This is a genomic window from Streptomyces sp. SX-6, from assembly GCF_059089585.1.
On sequence record NZ_JBTHHU010000007.1, the window covers coordinates 1 to 19,725 of the forward strand.

A 19,725-nucleotide genomic window follows, 5' to 3' on the forward strand; every position below is an offset into this window, starting at 1 on the left:
CAGGTGTGGAAGACCGGTAACGGTTGGAGCTGACTGGTACTAATAGGCCGAGGGCTTGTCCTCAGTTGCTCGCGTCCACTGTGTTTGTTCTGAAGTAACGAACTCGCCTATTGCTGGCTGGAGTTCAGCTTTATAGTGTTTCGGTGGTCATTGCGTTAGGGAAACGCCCGGTTACATTCCGAACCCGGAAGCTAAGCCTTTCAGCGCCGATGGTACTGCATGGGGGACCGTGTGGGAGAGTAGGACGCCGCCGAACAATTATTCAGTAAGCCCTGGTAGGAATTTCGATTCCTGCCAGGGCTTACTTGCGTTTTGAGACCCCTCTGTGCACGTCGGCGGAAGGTACGGGTATGGTCAGGGGGCATCGACAGACACATCCCCACAGGAGGCCCCCGGGTGGAGGTCCAGGAGACGCGCGTCCAGACCGACCGCGTCCTCACCATCCCGAACATCCTCAGCATGGCACGCCTCGCCGGTGTGCCCCTCTTCCTGTGGCTCATTCTCTGGCCCAAGTTCGGTGGGCCGAACTGCGATCTCTGGGCGCTGCTGGTGCTTGCCCTGAGCGGAGTGAGCGACTACCTCGACGGAAAGCTCGCCCGGCGCTGGAATCAGATCAGCAGCCTGGGTCGACTGCTCGATCCGGCCGCCGACCGTCTCTACATTCTGTCCACGCTCGTCGGTCTCACCTGGCGGGAGATCCTTCCGCTCTGGCTGACCGCGGCGCTTCTGGCACGCGAAGCGATGCTGCTGGTCATGGTGTGGATTCTGAGACGGCATGGCTATCCGCCGCCGCAGGTGAACTTCCTCGGGAAGGCCGCGACTTTCAACTTGATGTATGCGTTCCCGCTGCTGCTTCTCAGTGACAGGGGAGACTGGCTGCATACACCGGCCGCAATTTTCGGATGGGCGTTCGCCGGATGGGGTACAACGCTCTATTGGTGGGCAGGGATCCTCTACGTGGTGCAGGTCCGCCGACTGGTCAAGGCGGATGCCACGGCCGACTGATCTCGCCTGGTCCTCGGGCTTTGGCGGCGGTGATGTCGGTCTGACCGTCGTCTCTCAAGGAGGACGCTTCCACATGAAGGCCGTCGTGATGGCCGGTGGCGAAGGCACTCGTCTTCGCCCCATGACCGCGAGTATGCCCAAGCCGCTTCTGCCGGTGGCCAACCGCCCGATCATGGAGCATGTGCTCCGTCTGCTCAAACGGCACGGGCTGCACGAGACCGTTGTGACCGTTCAGTTCCTCGCCTCCCTGGTGAAGAACTACTTCGGTGACGGCGAAGAACTCGGCATGGAGCTCACCTATGCCAACGAGGAAAAGCCACTCGGCACGGCGGGCAGTGTCAAGAACGCGGAGGAAGCACTCCGGGACGACACCTTCCTGGTCATCTCCGGCGATGCCCTCACCGATTTCGATCTGACAGACCTGATCAGATTCCATAGGGAAAAGGGCGCGCTCGTCACCGTCTGCCTGACCCGGGTTCCCAACCCGCTGGAATTCGGCATCACCATCGTCGACGAGGCCGGCCGGGTCGAGCGCTTCCTCGAGAAGCCCACCTGGGGCCAGGTCTTCTCCGACACGGTGAACACGGGCATCTATGTCATGGAGCCCGAGGTCTTCGACTACGTGGCGCCCGACGTACCCGTCGACTGGTCGGGAGACGTCTTCCCGCAGCTGATGAAGGAAGGCAAACCGATCTTCGGCTATATCGCCGAGGGCTACTGGGAGGACGTCGGCACCCACGAGAGCTACGTCAAGGCCCAGGCCGACGTCCTCGAGCGGAAGGTCGATGTCGAGATCGACGGCTTCGAGATCTCGCCCGGCGTCTGGGTCGCCGAGGGCGCGGAAGTGCATCCCGACGCCGTCCTCCGCGGTCCGCTCTACGTGGGCGACTACGCGAAGGTCGAAGCCAATGCCGAGCTTCGCGAACACACCGTCGTCGGCTCCAACGTCGTCGTCAAGAGCGGCGCCTTCCTCCACAAGGCCGTCGTCCATGACAACGTCTACGTCGGCCAGCAGAGCAATCTGCGCGGGTGCGTCATCGGCAAGAACACCGACATCATGCGCGCCGCCCGGATCGAGGACGGAGCCGTCATCGGCGACGAGTGCCTCGTCGGTGAGGAATCGATTATCCAGGGCAACGTCCGGGTCTACCCGTTCAAGACCATCGAGGCGGGCGCGTTCGTCAACACCTCGGTCATCTGGGAGTCGAGAGGCCAGGCCCATCTCTTCGGAGCGCGGGGAGTGTCCGGCATTCTCAATGTGGAGATCACCCCCGAGCTCGCGGTGCGGCTCGCCGGCGCGTACGCCACGACGCTCAAGAAGGGGGCGACGGTCACCACCGCACGCGACCACTCCCGCGGTGCGCGGGCCCTCAAGCGTGCGGTCATCTCCGCGCTCCAGGCCAGCGCGATCGAGGTGCGCGACCTCGAGAACGTCCCGTTGCCCGTGGCCAGACAGCAGACCGCCCGGGGCAGTGCGGGCGGCATCATGATCCGTACGACACCGGGCGTACCCGACTCGGTGGACATCATGTTCTTCGACGAGCGCGGCGCCGACCTCTCCCAGGCGGGGCAGCGCAAGCTCGACCGCGTCTACGCCCGCCAGGAATACCGGCGCGCGTTCCCCGGCGAGATCGGCGACCTGTCCTTCCCGTCCAGCGTCTACGACTCCTACACCGGAGCCCTCCTGCGGTCCGTGGACACCAGCGGTGTCGCCGAGGCCGGGCTCAAGGTCGTCGTCGATGCGTCGAACGGAAGCGCGGGCCTCGTCCTGCCCAGCCTCCTCGGCCGGCTCGGCGTGGACGCCCTGACCATCAACTCCGGGCTCGACGAGGCACGTCCGACCGAGACCGCCGACACCCGCCGGTCCGGGCTGGTGCGGCTCGGTGAGATCGTCGCGTCGGCGCGGGCCGCGTTCGGGGTGCGGTTCGACCCTGTGGGGGAGCGCATCTCGCTGGTGGACGAGCGGGGGCGCATCGTCGAGGACGACCGGGCCCTGCTCGTCCTCCTGGACCTGGTCGCCGCCGAGCGGCGCAGCGGGCGGGTGGCGCTGCCGGTGACCACGACACGGATCGCCGAGCAGGTCGCCGCGTATCACGGCACCCAGGTGGACTGGACCACGACGTCGCCCGACGACCTGACCCGGGTCGGCCGTGCGGATTCGACCATCTTCGGCGGGGACGGCCGGGGCGGCTTCATCGTCCCCGAGTCCAGCAGCGTCTTCGACGGCACGGCGGCCTTCGTACGGCTGATCGGCCTCGTGGCCCGTACGCAGCTCACGCTCAGTCAGATCGACGCGCGCATTCCCCGGGCGCATGTCCTGCGCCGGGACCTGGCGACGCCGTGGGCCGTCAAGGGGCTGGTCATGCGTCAGGTCGTCGAGGCCGCCGGGGACCGGTCGGTCGACACGACCGACGGTGTACGGGTGGTCGAGACCGACGGGCGGTGGGTGATGGTGCTGCCCGACCCGGCGGAAGCGGTGACGCACCTGTGGGCGGAAGGCCCTGACGACGCGTCCGCCCAGGCGCTGCTGGACGAGTGGACGGCAGTGGTGGACGGCGCGGGCCGCTGAATCATCCTGCTCGCGTCCCGGTGGGCGTCGTCTCCCCGGTTCCGGATCCGGCACGCCGGTGGGGCCATTGGGAGACGACACCACCGACGTGCGACGATGTGCGGCATGCCGCAGCAGCCCCCCGTTCGGAGGACCTCAGCTCAGCCTCAGCGTCCCGACGCGTCCATGTCGCTGCTGACCAATGTGATGGACCACAGTCTCGACGACGGCTATGCCGAAGCGGCGGCCAGACGCGCGGCGGGTGTCGGCGGCCTCCCGGGCAAGCTGCGGGCCAAGTTGGGGCTTGCGGCGGCGCTGTTGCTCGCCGCCGCGGTGGTGACCATCGGAGCGGCGCAGGCGCGGATATCGGCGCCGACGCTGGCCAAGGAGCGCGAGCAGCTCATCAACCGCATCGAAGCCGAGACCTCGGCGGCGGACTCGCTGCAGAAGAACGTCGACGCGCTGCGTACTTCGGTCAACACCACACAGCGTGAGGCACTGCAGAAGCACGGCGGCGACAAGGCGGAGCTGGTGTCCCTGCTCGCAGGCGCGACCCCCGTTCACGGACCCGGCCTCAAGGTGGTCGTGGACGACGCCAAGCAGGCCAAGACGAGTGGCGGAGGGCCGCGGGAGAGCAGCGGCTTCTCGGACACGGGGCGCGTGCGCGACCGCGACATGCAGCGCATCGTCAACGGGCTGTGGCAGGCCGGTGCGGAAGCGATCGCCATCAACGACCAGCGCCTGACGGCACTGTCGGCGATCCGGGCCGCGGGCGACGCCATACTGGTCGACAACAGGCCGCTGGTGCCGCCGTACACGGTGCTGGCGATCGGCAACGGCCAGCGGATGAACACCTCGTTCCAGGACAGCGTGGACGGCCAGTATCTGCATGTGCTGCAGCAGAACTACGGGGTCAGGGCGAGCATTTCCGTCGAGGGGAACATGAAGCTCCCGGCCGCGCCGAGCCTGATCGTGCGTACCGCACAGCCGCTAGAGACAGGGAAGGGCACATCGTGATCGCCGTACTGGGCCTCATCGTCGGAGTCGTGGTCGGACTCGTGGTCCGTCCCGTGGTGCCGACGGCGGTCGAGCCCTACCTGCCCATTGCCGTCGTGGCCGCACTCGACGCGGTGTTCGGCGGTCTGCGGGCGATGCTGGACGGAATCTTCGACGACAAGGTCTTCGTGGTCTCCTTCCTGTCCAACGTCGTCGTCGCGGCGCTGATCGTCTTCCTGGGCGACAAGCTGGGTGTCGGGGCGCAGTTGTCCACCGGCGTCGTGGTCGTCCTCGGCATCCGCATCTTCTCCAACGCCGCCGCCATCCGGCGGCACGTCTTCCGGGCGTGAGGCCGATGAGCACCGACGACACACCCGGCAAGCCCGGCGGCCAGGGACCGGGCGGCGAAGAGGAGCGGCCGAAGCCGCCGGAGGACGCCGCAGCCGGCGGCACCCCGGCGGAACCGGAATCCGAGGAGCTGACGGGGCGTCAGAGGCTGGCCAACGGTCTGTGGCCGCCCAGGTTCACGCGGGCCCAGCTCACCGTCGCGCTGCTGCTGTGCGTCCTCGGGCTGGGGCTGGCCATCCAGGTCAGATCGAACAGCGAGAGCAGCGCCTTGCGCGGCGCCCGCCAGGAGGACCTCGTACGGATCCTGGACGAACTGGACAACCGGACCAAGCGGCTCGACGACGAGAAGCGGAAACTGGAGAGCCAGAAGAACGAGCTGCAGAGCAGCACCAACCAGGCCGCCGAAGCCCGTAAGCAGACGGCCCAGAAGGAGCAGCAGCTGGGCGTGCTCGCGGGCACGGTCGCCGCACAGGGGCCCGGTATCGAGCTCACGGTGAGCGACGAGAAGGGCGCGGTCGAGTCCGACATGCTGCTCGACACCATCCAGGAACTGCGTGCCGCGGGCGCGGAGGCGATTCAGGTGAACGGTGTCCGGGTGGTCGCCGGAACGTATTTCTCGGGTGAGAAGGGCAAGGTGACGATCGACGGTCAGAAGCTCTCGCAGCCTTACAAGTTCAAGGTCATCGGCAAGCCGCAGGATCTGGAGCCGGCGCTCAACATTCCCGGTGGAGTGGTGCAGACTCTGCAGAAGGAGCAGGCGGGCGTCAACGTCGTCCGGTCTGAGAAGATCGTTGTCGACGCCTTGCGCCCGGCGAAGCGGCCTGACTACGCTCGGTCGTCATCGCAGTGAGACGGGACGGCGCAGGGGCTCTGCGGGGAGGGCGGCAAGTTGCGGGGGGTCGGCGCACCAAGATGGGGGTGCGTGATGGAAACTGTCTGTTGGCCATGGACGTTGTAAGGATGTCCGGGTCGGACGGTGTGTGCATCGAGGGTTTGTCCTGCCCCACGGGCGGGTCTGTTTCGGTCAAGGGGAATCGCCCGTGAAGTTGTTTGCGAAGTTGTTCGGCAAGAGCGCACGCCAGAGCGGCGGCGGTGCCGCCCGGCATCGGGCCGCGCGTCCGGTGGAGGGCGAGGAGAGCCAGGAGGGCCGCCCGCTGTTCCGGGACCAGCTGGGAGCGCCCGGCGGTGACGTCCAGGGCGGACAGGGCCTGCCTCCTGTTGACCCGGCGGCGACGGGCCGCATAGGTTTCGGGGCACCACCGACCTCGAGCGCGGGTGGAGGGGCTGCCGTGCAGGTGTGTACGAGGTGCGGCCACCGGAATGGCGAGACCAGCCGGTTCTGTTCCCAGTGCGGTGCGCCACTGCGGCCGGGGGCCGTGGCCGAGCGTGCCTCGGAGACCACCTCCACCATCTCGATCTCCGGTCTCGAGGCCTATGACTCGGAGACCACCGGCCAGACGCCGATCCCGGCGCTGTCCCCCGAGGCGCAGGCGGCCGTCGACGCCCTGCCGCAGGGTTCGGCCCTGCTGGTGGTCCGGCGCGGTCCCAACTCCGGCAGCCGCTTCCTGCTGGACGGCGAGGTGACCACGGCGGGCCGTCACCCGCAGAGCGACATCTTCCTCGACGACGTCACCGTTTCGCGTCGTCATGTGGAGTTCCGCCGCAGCCACGACGGCGGCTTCACCGTCACGGATGTCGGCAGCCTCAACGGCACGTACGTCAACCGGGAGCAGATCGACTCGGCCGTGCTGTCCAACGGCGACGAGGTGCAGATCGGCAAGTACCGTCTGGTCTTCTTCGGCAGCCAGCGAGGCATCTGACCCCAGGGGAAAGACTCATGCTCCAGACACCGTCGGGCGGTTCCGGTCCCGGTGCCGCCGCTGCGGAAGGCCGGCTGGTGAGCATCGGCACGGTGCTCAATCTGCTGCGTGAGGAATTCCCCGAGGTCACCATCTCCAAGATCCGTTTCTTGGAGGCGGAGGGCCTGGTCGAGCCCCAGCGCACGCCGTCCGGCTACCGCAAGTTCAGCACGTCGGACGTCGAGCGGCTGGGGCATGTGCTGCGCATGCAGCGCGACCACTATCTCCCTCTGAAGGTCATCCGGGAGCATCTGGACGCCATGGCCCGGGGCGAGCGGGTGCAGCTGCCCGCTCCCGCCCCGGCGCGGGACGCCCTGGAGCTCCCGGAGGGCTCGGACGGGCCCCAGGCCCCCGAGACCGGCCCCACGGCCCCTGCCGCGGCCCGGGCCGGCCGGGAGGAGCTGCTGGCCACCACGGGCGTGACCGAGGGCGAGCTGGCGGAATGGGAGTCGTACGGCCTGCTCGGCGCCTACCCGGACGGCGGATTCGACGCCGACGCCCTGGCGATCGCCAAGCTCGTCGCCGATCTCGGCCGTTTCGGTCTGGAGCCGCGTCATCTGCGTGTCATGAAGGCCGCCGCCGAGCGCGAGGCAGGGCTTGTCGAACAAGTGGTCGCACCCCTGCGCAGGCACCGCAATCCGCAGACCAGGGCGCACGCGGAAGCCACTGTCCGGGAGCTTGCGACGCTGTCCGTACGGCTGCACGCGGCCCTGGTCCAGGCGGCGCTGCGCAACCGAGCGCAGTGAGGCGGCGGCCCGACTACCCAAACCTGCCGGGCACGGCCTAGGGTTGCTGTGTGAACGAGCTCGATGTCGTGGGTGTCCGGGTCGAAATGCCCTCCAACCAGCCGATCGTGCTCCTGCGTGAAGTGGGAGGCGACCGCTACCTCCCCATCTGGATCGGACCGGGGGAGGCGACGGCGATCGCCTTCGCCCAGCAGGGCATGGCCCCTGCCAGGCCGCTGACCCATGACCTTTTCAAGGATGTGCTGGACGCGGTGGGGCAGCAGCTCGCTGAGGTGCGCATCACGGATCTCCGTGAGGGCGTGTTCTACGCGGAGCTCGTCTTCGCCAGCGGGGTGGAGGTCAGCGCGAGGCCATCCGACGCCATAGCGCTGGCACTGCGCACCGGGACGCCGATCTACGGCAGCGACGGTGTGCTGGACGATGCCGGCATCGCCATCCCGGATGAGCAGGAGGACGAGGTCGAGAAGTTCCGCGAGTTCCTCGACCAGATCTCACCGGAAGACTTCGGCACCAACAGCCAGTGAGGTATGCGGCGGCCGCACCAGGTCGTCGGCCCTGTGGGGCATTCGAGTAGCTTTTCCCGTTACCGGGACACGTAAAACCACTCTCTGGGTGATTATCACTCGGCGTGCCGAGTGTGGCGATCGTTGACGCACCCCGAGCGACTGCCTACCGTCGAGAGGGCAGGTCAAGGACGGAGGTCGGCGTGAGAAGCACGGGCGACGGTACAGCGGTCGGCAGTCCGTATCCGCTGCATGGGGGAACGGTCGAACCGGTGACCCGCCCCCATGGCCTGAAAGGCATGGGGGGCGCCCCTGTCCCCGCCGCGGCGGCGGTCACCGCGCCGCGCGGGCGGAACTCCCAGGGGGAGGTCGGCGCAGAAAGCGGAGCAACAGGCTCCGAGGTCATCGGATACAGGGGGCCGACCGCATGCGCGGCGGCCGGTATCACCTATCGGCAGCTGGACTACTGGGCGCGTACGGGGCTCGTCGAGCCCAGTGTGCGGCCCGCGTACGGTTCGGGCAGCCAGCGGCTCTACAGCTTCCGGGACGTGGTCGTCCTCAAGATCGTCAAGCGGCTGCTGGACACGGGCGTGTCCCTGCAGAACATCCGCACCGCCGTGCAGCACCTGAGCTCGTGCGGCATGGCCGATCTGGCGCAGATGACGCTGATGAGCGACGGCGCCACGGTGTACGAGTGCGCGTCGCCCGACGATGTCGTCGGGCTTCTGCAGGGCGGCCAGGGGGTCTTCGGCATCGCGGTCGGCGTGGTGTGGCGGGACGTCGAGAGCGCGCTCGCCCAGCTGCACGGTGAGCGTGTCGACACCGGCGAGACGCTCATCGGGCACAACCCCATGGACGAGCTGGCGCGGCGCCGCAACCGGGCCGGCTGACCGTCGGCCGGGCCGCATTCCGGGCATCTCCAGTCGCGCATACGTGCGATTGTCAGTGGTGTGCGGCAGCATCGATCATGTGAGAGATGCCCCCACCATCCTGCACCTGGACATGGACGCCTTCTACGCTTCGGCGGAGCAGGCGGCCAAGCCCAGCCTGCGCGGGAAACCGGTGGTGGTGGGCGGCATCGGTCCCCGTGGCGTGGTGGCCACGGCGTCGTACGAGGCGCGCGTCTTCGGCGTCCATTCGGCCATGGCGACGGCCCAGGCCCGGCGGCTCTGTCCCAACGCCGCGTATCTGACCCCGAGGTTCTCCCTGTACCGCGGGGTCAGCGAGGTGGTCATGGGGCTGCTGGGCGAGCTGTCGCCGCTGGTGGAGCCGCTGAGCCTCGACGAGGCCTTCGTGGATCTCGAGGCCGGGGGCGTCGAGCCCTCCTTGGCGGCCGTCCGTGCCGTCGGTGAAAAGCTGCGGCGGGACATCCGGGCGGCGACCGGGCTCAGCGGGTCGGTGGGGCTCGCGGGGTCCAAGATGCTGGCGAAGATCGCGTCCGAGCAGGCCAAGCCCGACGGGCTTCTCGTCATCGAGCCCGGCACCGAGAGGGAGCTCCTGGGCCCGATGTCGGTGCGGGTGATCCCGGGCGTCGGTCCGGCGACCGCCGAGACCCTGCGGAAGGCCGGCATCCACACGGTGGCGGAGACGGCCGAGGCGGGTGAGGCGGAGCTGGTCAGGCTGCTCGGCAAGGCGCACGGCGCGGGGCTGCACGCCCTCGCGACCGGCCATGACGACCGCCCGGTCGTGGCCGAGCGCGATGCCAAGTCCGTGTCGGTCGAGGACACCTTCGCCGAGGACCTGACCGACCGGGTCCGGGTGCAGCTCGAGATCGCCCGCCTCGCGGACCGCTGCGTCCAGCGGCTGAGGGCCGCCGGGAGATCGGGGCGCACGGTCGTCATCAAGGTGCGGCGCTACGACTTCTCCACCCTGACCCGCTCGGAGACCCTGCGCGGTCCGACCGACGACCCCGTCGTGGTCCGCGAGGCCGCGGCCCGGCTGATCGAGACGGTCGACACGACGGCGGGAGTGCGGCTGCTGGGGGTCGGGGTCAGCGGTCTCGCCGACTACACCCAGGAGGACCTCTTCGCGCAGGCGGCGGGTGACGCGGCCGAGGCCGGTGCGCAGGAGGCCGCCGAGGCCCCGGTGCGGGAGGAGGCGAGCGCTGTGCCGAGGCCACGGCAGTGGCTGCCGGGGCTGGACGTCCTGCATGCCGAGCACGGGCCGGGGTGGGTGCAGGGGAGCGGGGTCGGCAAGGTCACGGTCCGCTTCGAGGTGCCCTGGTCCGGCCCGGGGCGCGTGCGCACGTTCGCGGTCGACGACCCCGCCCTCGAGCCCGCCGACCCCCTGCCGCTGATACGGCCCACCGGGAGCGGGGCGCAGGAGCCGGCGCCCTGACCGGTGCGCGGTGCGTTCACGAGGGCAGGTCGAGGCGGTAGTGCCGGTAGAGCTGCAGCTCCTGTTCGGGGGAGAGGTGGCGGCCGACGCCGAAATCGGGCGCCTCCTTGATGAGCGCCCGTTCATAGGGGATGCGCAGGGTGTCGTCCACGACCTCGCTAGGCTCCAGCGGCACGAAGGCGTCCCGGCTGAACAGCCCCGTGCGGACGGCGGCCCACTCCGGCTCCCCGGTCGCGTCGTCCAGGTAGACCTCGTCCACCGTGCCGATCTTCGCGCCGTGGCGGTCGTATGCCTTGCGGCCGATCAGGCTCCGGGGGTCGACGTCGGTCTGCATGCTTCCTCCCATGGGGCACCACGAGAACCATTGGGGCACCACGAGAACCACGAAAAGCCACAAAGCGGTAAGCGGCCACTCGGGAGATCCGCCCGTGGAGACCCGCTGGTAGGCTGGCGATTGGCCGCAGAACCCGTGCGGGAGAGTCCTCCTGAGGGCCCTGATGGGCATCGACGGAGGCGCCGAAGGAGCAAATCCTCCCCGGAATCTCTCAGGCACCCGTACCGTACGGGCAAGGTCACTCTGGAAAGCAGGTCGGGCCCCGGCCGGGTACCACGCCGAGCCCCTCCTCACCGACGGTGAAAGCCGGGTGCTCCGCGGCCCGGTGAAGCTCTCAGGTCGAGATGACAGAGGGGGAGGCCGTCGGGGTGCCCATGTCGTGGTGCCCCTCGCAGGTCGCAACGACCAGGAGGCCTCCGCAGATGACCGCCCACCGCATCTCCCTTTCCGACCTGGAGCGCGGAATCCCCTTCGCCGACCGCCACATAGGGCCCGACGACGAGGCCCAGGCCAAGATGCTCGCCCAGGTCGGCTTCGGCTCGCTCGACGAACTCACCGCCGCCGCCGTGCCCGAGGTGATCAAGAGCACCGAGGCCCTCGGCCTGCCCGCCCCCCGTACCGAGGCCGAGGTCCTCGCCGAGCTGCGTGAGCTCGCGGACCGCAACCAGGTGCTCGCCCCGATGATCGGGCTCGGCTACCACGGCACGTTCACCCCGCCGGTGATCCTGCGCAACGTCATGGAGAACCCCGCCTGGTACACGGCCTACACGCCCTACCAGCCGGAGATTTCGCAGGGCCGCCTCGAGGCCCTCCTCAACTTCCAGACCGTCGTCGCCGATCTGACCGGCCTGCCCACCTCCGGGGCCTCCCTGCTCGACGAGGGCACCGCCGCGGCCGAGGCGATGGCGCTCTCCCGCCGCGTCGGCAAGGTGAAGAACGGCGTCTTCCTCGTGGACGCGGACACCCTGCCGCAGACGACCGCCGTCCTGCGCACCCGCGCCGAACCCACCGGAGTCGAGGTCGTCGTCACCGACCTCTCCGGCGGCATCCCCGACGAGATCGCCGAGCGGGGCGTCTTCGGCGTGCTGCTCCAGTACCCCGGTGCCTCCGGTGCCGTGCGCGACCTCGGGCCGGTCGTCGAACGGGCCCATGAACTCGGCGCGATCGTCACCGTCGCCGCCGACCTGCTCGCGCTCACGCTCCTCACCCCGCCCGGCGAGCTGGGTGCCGACATCGCGGTCGGCACCACCCAGCGCTTCGGCGTCCCCATGGGATTCGGCGGCCCGCACGCCGGATACATGGCCGTGCGCGAGCAGTACGCCCGCAGCCTCCCCGGCCGCCTGGTCGGCGTCTCGGTCGACGCGGACGGCAACAAGGCCTACCGCCTCGCGCTGCAGACCCGCGAACAGCACATCCGCCGCGAGAAGGCCACCAGCAACATCTGCACCGCCCAGGTGCTGCTCGCGGTCATGGCCGGCATGTACGCCGTGTACCACGGCCCGGACGGCCTCGCGGCCATCGCCCGCCGTACCCACCGCTACGCCACGCTGCTCGCCGAAGGGCTGCGCGCGGGCGGCGTCGAGGTCGTGCACGGCGCGTACTTCGACACCCTCACCACGCGCGTGCCCGGCCGGGCGGCCGAGGTCGTGGAGGCCGCCCGCGAACGGGGCGTCAACCTGCGCCTGGTGGACGCCGACCGGGTCGGCATCGCGTGCGACGAGACCACGACCCGGGACCAGCTGGCAGCCGTCTGGGCCGCGTTCGGAGTCGAGGCCGACATCGAGGCCCTCGACGCGTCGGCCGCCGACACGCTGCCGGAGAACCTGCTGCGCCAGGGCGACTACCTCACCCACCCGGTCTTCCACAACCACCGCTCCGAGACCGCGATGCTGCGCTACCTGCGTCGGCTCGCCGACCGGGACTACGCGCTGGACCGCGGCATGATCCCGCTCGGTTCCTGCACCATGAAGCTCAACGCCACGACCGAGATGGAACCGGTCACCTGGCCGGAGTTCGCCGCGCTGCACCCCTTCGCCCCGGTCGGGCAGGCCCGCGGCTACCTCACGCTCATCACCGAACTCGAGGAGCGGCTGGCCGAGATCACCGGCTACGACAAGGTGTCGATCCAGCCGAACGCGGGCTCGCAGGGCGAACTCGCCGGGCTGCTGGCCGTACGGGCCTACCACCGCGCCAACGGGGACGAGCAGCGCACGGTCTGCCTCATCCCCTCCTCCGCGCACGGCACCAACGCCGCCAGCGCCGTGATGGCCGGCATGAAGGTCGTCGTGGTGAAGACGGGCGAGGACGGTGAGGTCGACGCCGCCGACCTGCGTGCCAAGATCGAGCAGTACCGCGACGAACTGGCCGTGCTCATGGTCACCTACCCGTCCACGCACGGGGTGTTCGAGGAGCACATCAGCGAGATCTGCGCCCTCGTGCACGACGCGGGCGGCCAGGTGTACGTGGACGGGGCCAACCTCAACGCGCTGGTCGGACTGGCGGAACCGGGCAAGTTCGGCGGCGACGTCTCGCACCTGAACCTGCACAAGACCTTCTGCATCCCGCACGGCGGCGGCGGTCCGGGCGTCGGCCCGGTCGCGGTCCGCGCCCACCTCGCCCCGTACCTGCCCAACCACCCGTTGCAGCCCACCGCGGGCCCGGCCACGGGCGTCGGGCCGGTCTCGGCCGCGCCGTGGGGCTCGGCGGGCATCCTGCCGATCTCCTGGGCGTACGTGCGCCTGATGGGCGGCGAGGGCCTCAAGCGCGCCACCCAGGTCGCGGTGCTCGGCGCCAACTACATCGCCAAGCGCCTCGAGCCGCACTACCCGGTGCTCTACACCGGCCCGGGCGGGCTGGTCGCGCACGAGTGCATCGTCGACCTGCGCCCGCTCACCAAGGCGACCGGGGTGACCGTGGACGATGTCGCCAAGCGCCTGATCGACTACGGCTTCCACGCGCCCACCATGTCGTTCCCGGTGGCCGGCACCCTGATGATCGAGCCCACCGAGAGCGAGGACCTCACCGAGCTGGATCGTTTCTGCGAGGCGATGATCGCCATCCGGGCCGAGATCGACAAGGTCGGCTCCGGGGAGTGGGACAAGGACGACAACCCCCTGCGCAACGCCCCGCACACCGCGGCATCGGTGACCGGGACGTGGGAGCACCCCTACAGCCGTGAGGAGGCCGTCTTCCCGGAGGGCGTCTCCGCGGCCGACAAGTACTGGCCGCCGGTGCGCCGCGTGGACGGTGCCTACGGCGACCGCAACCTCGTCTGCTCCTGCCCCCCGCTGGAGGAGTACGAGGGCTGACACGCCTCGGGGCCGGTCCGGCGATCCCGCCGGGCCGGCCCCTTGTGTTTCCGTACGTCGTGTACCGCGGTGCCGTCAGGCCGCGGTCGCCACGTTCCCGGTGCCGAGCGGACGGTGCGGATCGATGATCCGTCCGTCCGGCAGCAGCTCACCGGTGTCCTCGAAGCAGAGGACGCCGTTGCACAGCAGGCTCCAGCCCTGTTGGGGGAAGTGCGCCACGAGATGGGCGGCTTCCCGGTCGGCGGAGTCGGCTGACGGGCACGCGGGCTGGTGCTGGCACATGGGAGGGTTCTTTCGCTGGGATGTCGGTGATGCTGTCGCTGTGCTGCGGCTCGATGCGGTGGTCATGCCGCCCCCCGTTGCGATTCGGTCGGTCGGTCCCAGTGTTGCCCTACGGGCGTGATTCCGCAGGGATTTCACGTCAGCGGTCTTCCCTGGGAGAGGACGCGTCACCCATGCGGGCGGTTGCTGTCAACACGCCTGACTTTTCGGGGGGTTCGGACCATCGCCACGGACTAGCCCGAGAGGGTGAGGACAGCGTGCGGCGCCCCGCGGCCGATGGTGCCCGCGGGGTGTCGTGTGAACGCCTCAGGCGGACGTCTGGAGCAGCGGCGTGTGGGTGAGCCGGAGCGTGAGGACGGGCAGCAGATCGGCGAACCGGTGCGGGAGATGGGCGGCGAAGCCCGGCGGAGCGGGCGCGAGCGGCACCAGCAGGTCGCCCGGCGCGGGCAGCCCGGACTCGGCGTCGGCCGTGATGTCACCGTGCAGCCAGAGGGTGAGCATGTAGAGGCCGGGGACGGACAGCAGCCGGGGCTGGTAGGGCGATGCCAGCGACTCGGCCTGTCGCAGGGCACGTTCGGTGGAGGCGACGTACGGCCCCTCGAAGAAGTGGGAGAACGCCCAGCCGTCCGGGGTGAGCATGCTCTCGCCCGCCGCCACCGCGCCGCAGTCGGCCCCCTTGATCAGGAACCGCCACCCGGTGAGCCGGGTACGGGGCATCGTGCCCGCGGCGACCTGCTCCAGGACGTGCACGGGAAGCGGGAGTTCGCAGGCGAGCGGCCCCTGGGCGGACTTCAGGGACGGGGTGCGCGTCTCACGGACGGCGGTGGGGGAACCGAGGGCCGCGACGATGCTGCGGAGGGCAGGCGCGGGGGCAGGGAGGACATGCAGCGGCATGATGGGTCGCCTCTCGCTTCGGAGACACGGTGGTGCTGGGCAGGTGACGACGACACTGTCGGCGTGCGGGGTCAGAGGGGGGCCAGGACCGACTGCCGGGGCGCCTACTCTCTGCCTCACCCCGGAGTTTATACGACACGTGTTCACATGGTGTTTCCGCTAGCCGTCGGCCGTATTTCTGGCAAGGGGAAATCAGGGCCCTGAGCCGGGATGATTTCGGTGATTTCGTGCCGAGTGTACGCGCCTGACCTCAGATTCTTTCCCTAAGCGGGTAGGCCGAAACTCATCGGTGTTTATCACCAGCGCAATGCGCCGTGTTCGCGTCGCACCGTCATGCCATCGGAATGTGCCGGAGTGCGCTCGGTCGAGAGCCTAGCGGTTAACCGGCGCGGGCGAGGCGTTTCGATCGTCCCGCCTGGGCATCATCGACCGTGACGAGAGCGGCCTGGCCGCGGGCGACCCGCTTGAGGAGGGACGCTGCCATGGGTGAGAAGGTCGCGGCCGAGGCGTTCGACCTGGCGGACCGGCAGCGCCACCGCGACAAGCTCCGGCAGTGCCTGGAAGGGCTGGCGAGGCTGCTGGAGGAGAAGCGTTTCGACCGGCCCCGCAATCTCGTGGGATTGGAGATCGAACTGAATCTCGCGGGCCGTGACGGTATGCCGAGGATGATGAATGCCGAGGTGCTGGAGCGTATTGCGAGCCATGATTTCCAGACCGAACTCGGGCAGTTCAACCTGGAAGTGAACATCGTGCCGCACCGGCTGTCGGGCCGGGTTCTCGACCAGCTCGCCGAGGAGCTGCGCACCGGCCTCGCCTATGCCGACCGAAAGGCTCGGGAAGTCGGTTCCCGAATAGTGATGATCGGAATACTGCCGACCCTGGCCGAGGAGGACGTCGTCCCCGCGAACTTCTCCGCCGCCGACCGCTATGTGCTGTTGAACGAACAGGTCGTCGCCGCCCGGGGCGAGGACTTCAGCATCGACATCGCCGGCGTGGAACGGCTCACCTGCACTGCGCGCTCCATATGCCCCGAAGCCGCCTGCACCTCCGTCCAGTTGCACCTCCAGGTGACACCGGGCCGGTTCGCGGCCGTGTGGAACGCGGCCCAGGCAGTCGCGGCCGTACAGATCGCGGTGGGCGCCAACTCACCCTTCCTGTTCGGCCGTGAGCTGTGGCGCGAGTCCCGGCCGCCCCTGTTCGTCCAGTCCACCGACACCCGCCCGCCCGAGCTCCAGGCGCAGGGCGTACGGCCGCGCACCTGGTTCGGGGAGCGCTGGATCGATTCCGCGTACGAGCTCTTCGAGGAGAACCTCCGCTACTTCCCGCCGCTGCTGCCCATCTGCGGGGACGAGGACCCCCTGCGGGTGCTGGACGAGGGCGGGGTGCCGCGCCTGGACGAACTCACGCTGCACAACGGGACGGTCTACCGCTGGAACCGCCCCGTGTACGGGATCGCCGACGGCGTCCCCCACCTGAGGGTGGAGAACCGCGTGCTCCCCGCGGGCCCGACGGTCGACGACGTCATCGCCAACGCCGCCTTCTACTACGGGCTGATCAGGGTGCTCGCGGAGGAACCGCGGCCGGTGTGGACGCGGCTGCCGTTCGAGGTCGCCGCGCACAACTTCGACGAGGCCTGCCGGCACGGCATCGACGCCGTCCTGTACTGGCCGAAGGCCGGCCGGGGCGGTACACCCGTGCCGACGCCCGCCGTCCGGCTCGTCCGGGAGGAGCTGCTGCCGCTGGCCGCCGCCGGGCTCGACGCCTGGGGCGTCGAGCCGGCCGACCGCGACCGCTACCTCGGGGTCATCGAGGGCCGCTGCCGCTACCGGGTGAACGGGGCCTCGTGGCAGGCCGCCAGCTATCACCACGCGCTCGACCGCGGGCTGGACCGGCACCACGCCCTCGCCGCGACGACACAGCGCTACAGCGAGCTGATGCGGACCGGGGAGCCGGTGCACACCTGGCCGACCGGTGCCGGGGACTGACACGGCCGCACCCCCTGTCGCACGGGCCCGGGGCCATCGGGCAAGCTGTGACGGACGATTCGGGGAACGCGCCTCTCCTCACGTGTGAGGGCGGGAGGAACGGAGGCAGGTGTGCGGCAGGACGCGTGCGGCGGTACGGACGCCCCGCCCGGTTCCCCGGCGGTGCCCCCGGCCGGCTCCGGGCTCTCGCGCCGGACGCTCGGGTCCGAGGCCCTGCTCGTACTGGCGCTGTCGCTCGGGGCGAGCGCGGTCTCGGCGCTGATCAGCTTCGTCGGTTCGGTCACCCGGCCCGGCGGGCTCAAGGAGCAGGCCGCCCGGCTCAACGCCTCCCACGCGCCCGGCCGGCCGTGGCTCGACCTCGCCTGGCAGCTCTTCGGCATCGCGACCTCGCTCGTCCCCGTCTTCCTCGTGGCCCATCTGCTGCTGCGCGAAGGTGCGGGCCTGCGGTCCATCGGCTTCGACCGCAGGCGGCCGGGGTCCGATCTCGGGCGGGGCGCCGCCGTCGCGGCGGCCATCGGCGGTACCGGCCTGCTGTTCTATCTCGCGGTGCGGGCGGCCGGGTTCAACCTCACCGTGGTGCCGGAGTCGCTGCCGGACGTGTGGTGGAAGATCCCGGTGCTGATCGCCTCCGCCGTGCAGAACGCCGTGCTGGAAGAAGTGGTGGTCGTCGGCTATCTGCTGCGCAGACTCGGCCAGTTGGGCTGGACACCGGTGGGTGCCCTCGCGGCGAGCGCGGTGCTGCGCGGCTCGTACCACCTGTACCAGGGCATCGGCGGGTTCGTCGGCAACATGGTGATGGGCGTGGTCTTCGTCCTGCTGTACCGGCGCTGGGGGCGGGTCGGGCCGCTGGTCGCCGCGCACGCGCTGATCGACACCGTGGCCTTCGTCGGGTACGCGCTGCTCGCGGGCAGGGTGGGCTGGCTGCCGACGGCCTGACCCGCGCCCCGGCGGCTACGCGAGCAGCTCGCCGTCGATGACGGTGACCGCGGAGCCGGTCAGCAGGGTGCGGTCGCCGCGCAGCGTGGTACGGACGAGACCGGTGCGGGCGGACGCCTGAAGGCCCGTCAGCTCGTCGCGGCCCAGCCGGGCGGACCAGAACGGTGCCAGCGCGGTGTGCGCGCTGCCGGTCACGGGGTCCTCGTCGACGCCGACGTTCGGGAAGAAGCAGCGCGAGACGTAGTCGTAGCCGCCCGCAGGGTCCTCGGCGGGGGCGGTGACGATGATGCCGCGCCGTGAGTACCGGCCGAGTGCCCGGATGTCGGGGGACAGGGCCCGTACGGTCCGCTCGCCGTCGAGCTCGACCAGGAGGTCGCCGATGTGGCGGCTCGTGTCGTGGACGCCCAGCGGCCGGGCACCGAGCGCTTCGGCCGCTCCCTCGGGGAGTTCGGCCGCCGTGAGCGACGAGGTCGGGAAGTCCATGGTGATCGCGCCGTCCTCGTGCGCCGTCGTGACGAGGAGGCCGCAGGCGGCCGCGAAGCGCACGGTGCCGGTGGCGGTACCCGTGGTGTGCAGGACGTGGGCCGTGGCCAGCGTGGCGTGCCCGCACATCTCGACCTCCGCGGCGGGGGTGAACCAGCGCAGGGCCCAGTCCGCCTGGCCGCCGGTCGGCAGCCGGCGGGCGAACGCGGTCTCGGAGAGGTTGACCTCGGCGGCGATCTGCTGCAGCCGCGCGTCCTCGGGGAAGTCCTCGGAGCCGAAGAGCACGACTCCCGCGGGGTTGCCGGCGAAGGGGCGGTCGGTGAAGGCGTCGACGATTCGGATGCGCATGGCCGGGAGGTTAAGGGCCCGCGAAGGAGCAGGCCACGGCCAATTCGCGGGAGGTGGCCCGGTCGGCTGGTACGGAACCCTTGTCGGGACTCTTGTCGAGCGAGCGGTTCCGATATATCGTTGACGCATCGCGACAGATCGACGATAGGAGGAAGCGTCATGCAATCCCATGGATACGAGCGCGACCGGCACGGTCGGCGCGGCCGGGGCGAACGTGGTGGACGGCGGGCCTTCGGCCCGTTCGGCCCTCCCTTCGGCGGACCGCCTTTCGGCGGGCGCGGGCGGGGCGGTCCGGGCGGCAGGGCCCGGCGCGGCGACGTACGCGCCTCGATCCTGGCGCTGCTGGCGGACCGGCCGATGCACGGGTACGAGATGATCCGCGAAATCGCCGAGCGCAGCGGCGGCACCTGGAAGCCCAGCCCGGGGTCGGTCTACCCGACGCTCCAGCTGCTGGAGGACGAGGGGCTGATCACGAGCGCGAGCGAGGGCGGCAAGAAGCTGTTCACGCTCACCGAGGAGGGCCGTACGGAGGCCGCCTCGGGACCGGACGCCCCCTGGCAGGACATGGGGCGCGGGGTCGACTGGGAGGCCATGCAGGAGATCCGGCAGGCGGGTGCGGGGCTGATGGAGGCCTTCACCCAGGTCTGGCGGACCGGCAGCGCCGAGCAGCGTGAGAAGGCGCTCGCGGTCGTCAACGAATCGCGCAAGAAGCTGTATCTGATCCTCGCCGAGGAGGACTGACGGCACGGCGCGCGAGCGGTCCCCTGGGGGAAAGGCCTCGTCGGTCTCCTCCTCGAGGATGACTGCTCGCGC

General features: G+C 70.0%; 18 protein-coding genes, 1 rRNA gene and 2 riboswitches. Of the genes, 15 read left to right on the forward strand and 4 right to left on the reverse strand.

Features of this window, described 5'->3' with window-relative positions:
• Positions 1–139 precede the first annotated feature (139 nt).
• The 11 genes from rrf to ACV530_RS10370 all read left to right on the forward strand — a co-directional run bounded on the left by rrf (position 140) and on the right by ACV530_RS10370 (position 10,342).
• Positions 140–256, forward strand: a 5S ribosomal RNA gene (rrf, locus tag ACV530_RS10320).
• 140 nt (positions 257–396) lie between these two features.
• Complete coding sequence (gene clsA / locus ACV530_RS10325; RefSeq protein WP_494332037.1) at positions 397–1,005, forward strand: cardiolipin synthase ClsA; 609 nt, start codon at positions 397–399, stop codon at positions 1,003–1,005.
• Between the two features lie 73 nt (positions 1,006–1,078).
• The gene (locus tag ACV530_RS10330; protein ID WP_494332038.1) at positions 1,079–3,574 is read left to right on the forward strand and encodes a sugar phosphate nucleotidyltransferase; all 2,496 of its coding nucleotides are present in this window, start codon (positions 1,079–1,081) and stop codon (positions 3,572–3,574) included.
• A gap of 105 nt (positions 3,575–3,679) precedes the next feature.
• Positions 3,680–4,570: a DUF881 domain-containing protein gene (locus ACV530_RS10335; protein ID WP_494332039.1), complete on the forward strand. Its 891-nt coding sequence runs from the start codon at positions 3,680–3,682 to the stop codon at positions 4,568–4,570.
• Positions 4,567–4,899: a small basic family protein gene (locus ACV530_RS10340; RefSeq protein ID WP_004947174.1), complete on the forward strand. Its 333-nt coding sequence runs from the start codon at positions 4,567–4,569 to the stop codon at positions 4,897–4,899. Before ACV530_RS10335 ends, ACV530_RS10340 begins: the two co-directional genes overlap by 4 nt.
• Before the next feature lie 5 nt (positions 4,900–4,904).
• Positions 4,905–5,747, forward strand: coding sequence for a DUF881 domain-containing protein (locus ACV530_RS10345; RefSeq protein WP_494332040.1), 843 nt, complete (start codon positions 4,905–4,907; stop codon positions 5,745–5,747).
• Between the two features lie 130 nt (positions 5,748–5,877).
• Positions 5,878–6,717 carry an FHA domain-containing protein gene (locus ACV530_RS10350; RefSeq protein WP_494332041.1) on the forward strand — a complete coding sequence of 280 codons (840 nt, stop codon included), beginning with the start codon at positions 5,878–5,880 and terminating at the stop codon, positions 6,715–6,717.
• Positions 6,718–6,734: 17 nt separating this feature from the next.
• Positions 6,735–7,502: a transcriptional regulator FtsR gene (ftsR, locus tag ACV530_RS10355; protein WP_494332042.1), complete on the forward strand. Its 768-nt coding sequence runs from the start codon at positions 6,735–6,737 to the stop codon at positions 7,500–7,502.
• A gap of 50 nt (positions 7,503–7,552) precedes the next feature.
• A complete protein-coding gene (locus ACV530_RS10360) occupies positions 7,553–8,026 on the forward strand; it encodes a bifunctional nuclease family protein (RefSeq protein WP_469781335.1) in 474 nt (157 codons plus the stop codon).
• A 182-nt stretch (positions 8,027–8,208) separates the two neighbouring features.
• Entirely contained in the window at positions 8,209–8,895 is a 687-nt protein-coding gene (locus tag ACV530_RS10365) for a MerR family transcriptional regulator (RefSeq protein WP_494332043.1), read from the forward strand.
• Positions 8,896–8,974: 79 nt separating this feature from the next.
• Entirely contained in the window at positions 8,975–10,342 is a 1,368-nt protein-coding gene (locus ACV530_RS10370; protein WP_494332044.1) for a DNA polymerase IV, read from the forward strand.
• A gap of 16 nt (positions 10,343–10,358) precedes the next feature.
• On the opposite strand, the gene ACV530_RS10375 is transcribed toward ACV530_RS10370, so the two are convergent.
• Complete coding sequence (locus ACV530_RS10375; protein ID WP_494332045.1) at positions 10,359–10,688, reverse strand: PRC-barrel domain-containing protein; 330 nt, start codon at positions 10,686–10,688, stop codon at positions 10,359–10,361.
• A gap of 116 nt (positions 10,689–10,804) precedes the next feature.
• Positions 10,805–10,913, forward strand: a riboswitch (glycine riboswitch).
• 1 nt (position 10,914) lies between these two features.
• A riboswitch (glycine riboswitch) is annotated at positions 10,915–11,034 on the forward strand.
• A gap of 64 nt (positions 11,035–11,098) precedes the next feature.
• On the opposite strand from ACV530_RS10375, the gene gcvP reads away from it, so the two are divergent.
• Positions 11,099–13,984 carry an aminomethyl-transferring glycine dehydrogenase gene (gene gcvP, locus ACV530_RS10380; RefSeq protein WP_494332046.1) on the forward strand — a complete coding sequence of 962 codons (2,886 nt, stop codon included), beginning with the start codon at positions 11,099–11,101 and terminating at the stop codon, positions 13,982–13,984.
• Positions 13,985–14,059: 75 nt separating this feature from the next.
• Here gcvP and ACV530_RS10385 read toward each other — a convergent pair whose 3' ends face one another.
• Both ACV530_RS10385 and ACV530_RS10390 read right to left on the reverse strand, forming a co-directional pair.
• Positions 14,060–14,266, reverse strand: a complete 207-nt coding sequence (locus tag ACV530_RS10385) for a DUF5999 family protein (RefSeq protein ID WP_494332047.1) — start codon at positions 14,264–14,266, stop codon at positions 14,060–14,062.
• A 306-nt stretch (positions 14,267–14,572) separates the two neighbouring features.
• On the reverse strand, positions 14,573–15,160 hold the full coding sequence (locus ACV530_RS10390) for a hypothetical protein (protein WP_494332048.1): 588 nt from the start codon (positions 15,158–15,160) through the stop codon (positions 14,573–14,575).
• Positions 15,161–15,642: 482 nt separating this feature from the next.
• Here ACV530_RS10390 and ACV530_RS10395 point away from each other — a divergent pair, with 482 nt between their 5' ends.
• Positions 15,643–17,145 carry a glutamate-cysteine ligase family protein gene (locus ACV530_RS10395; RefSeq protein ID WP_494332049.1) on the forward strand — a complete coding sequence of 501 codons (1,503 nt, stop codon included), beginning with the start codon at positions 15,643–15,645 and terminating at the stop codon, positions 17,143–17,145.
• A gap of 111 nt (positions 17,146–17,256) precedes the next feature.
• Positions 17,257–18,081, forward strand: coding sequence for a CPBP family intramembrane glutamic endopeptidase (locus tag ACV530_RS10400; RefSeq protein ID WP_494332050.1), 825 nt, complete (start codon positions 17,257–17,259; stop codon positions 18,079–18,081).
• A 15-nt stretch (positions 18,082–18,096) separates the two neighbouring features.
• Here ACV530_RS10400 and ACV530_RS10405 read toward each other — a convergent pair whose 3' ends face one another.
• A complete protein-coding gene (locus tag ACV530_RS10405; protein WP_494332051.1) occupies positions 18,097–18,912 on the reverse strand; it encodes a PhzF family phenazine biosynthesis protein in 816 nt (271 codons plus the stop codon).
• Positions 18,913–19,071: 159 nt separating this feature from the next.
• Here ACV530_RS10405 and ACV530_RS10410 point away from each other — a divergent pair, with 159 nt between their 5' ends.
• The gene (locus tag ACV530_RS10410; RefSeq protein ID WP_494332052.1) at positions 19,072–19,653 is read left to right on the forward strand and encodes a PadR family transcriptional regulator; all 582 of its coding nucleotides are present in this window, start codon (positions 19,072–19,074) and stop codon (positions 19,651–19,653) included.
• Positions 19,654–19,725: the final 72 nt, after the last annotated feature.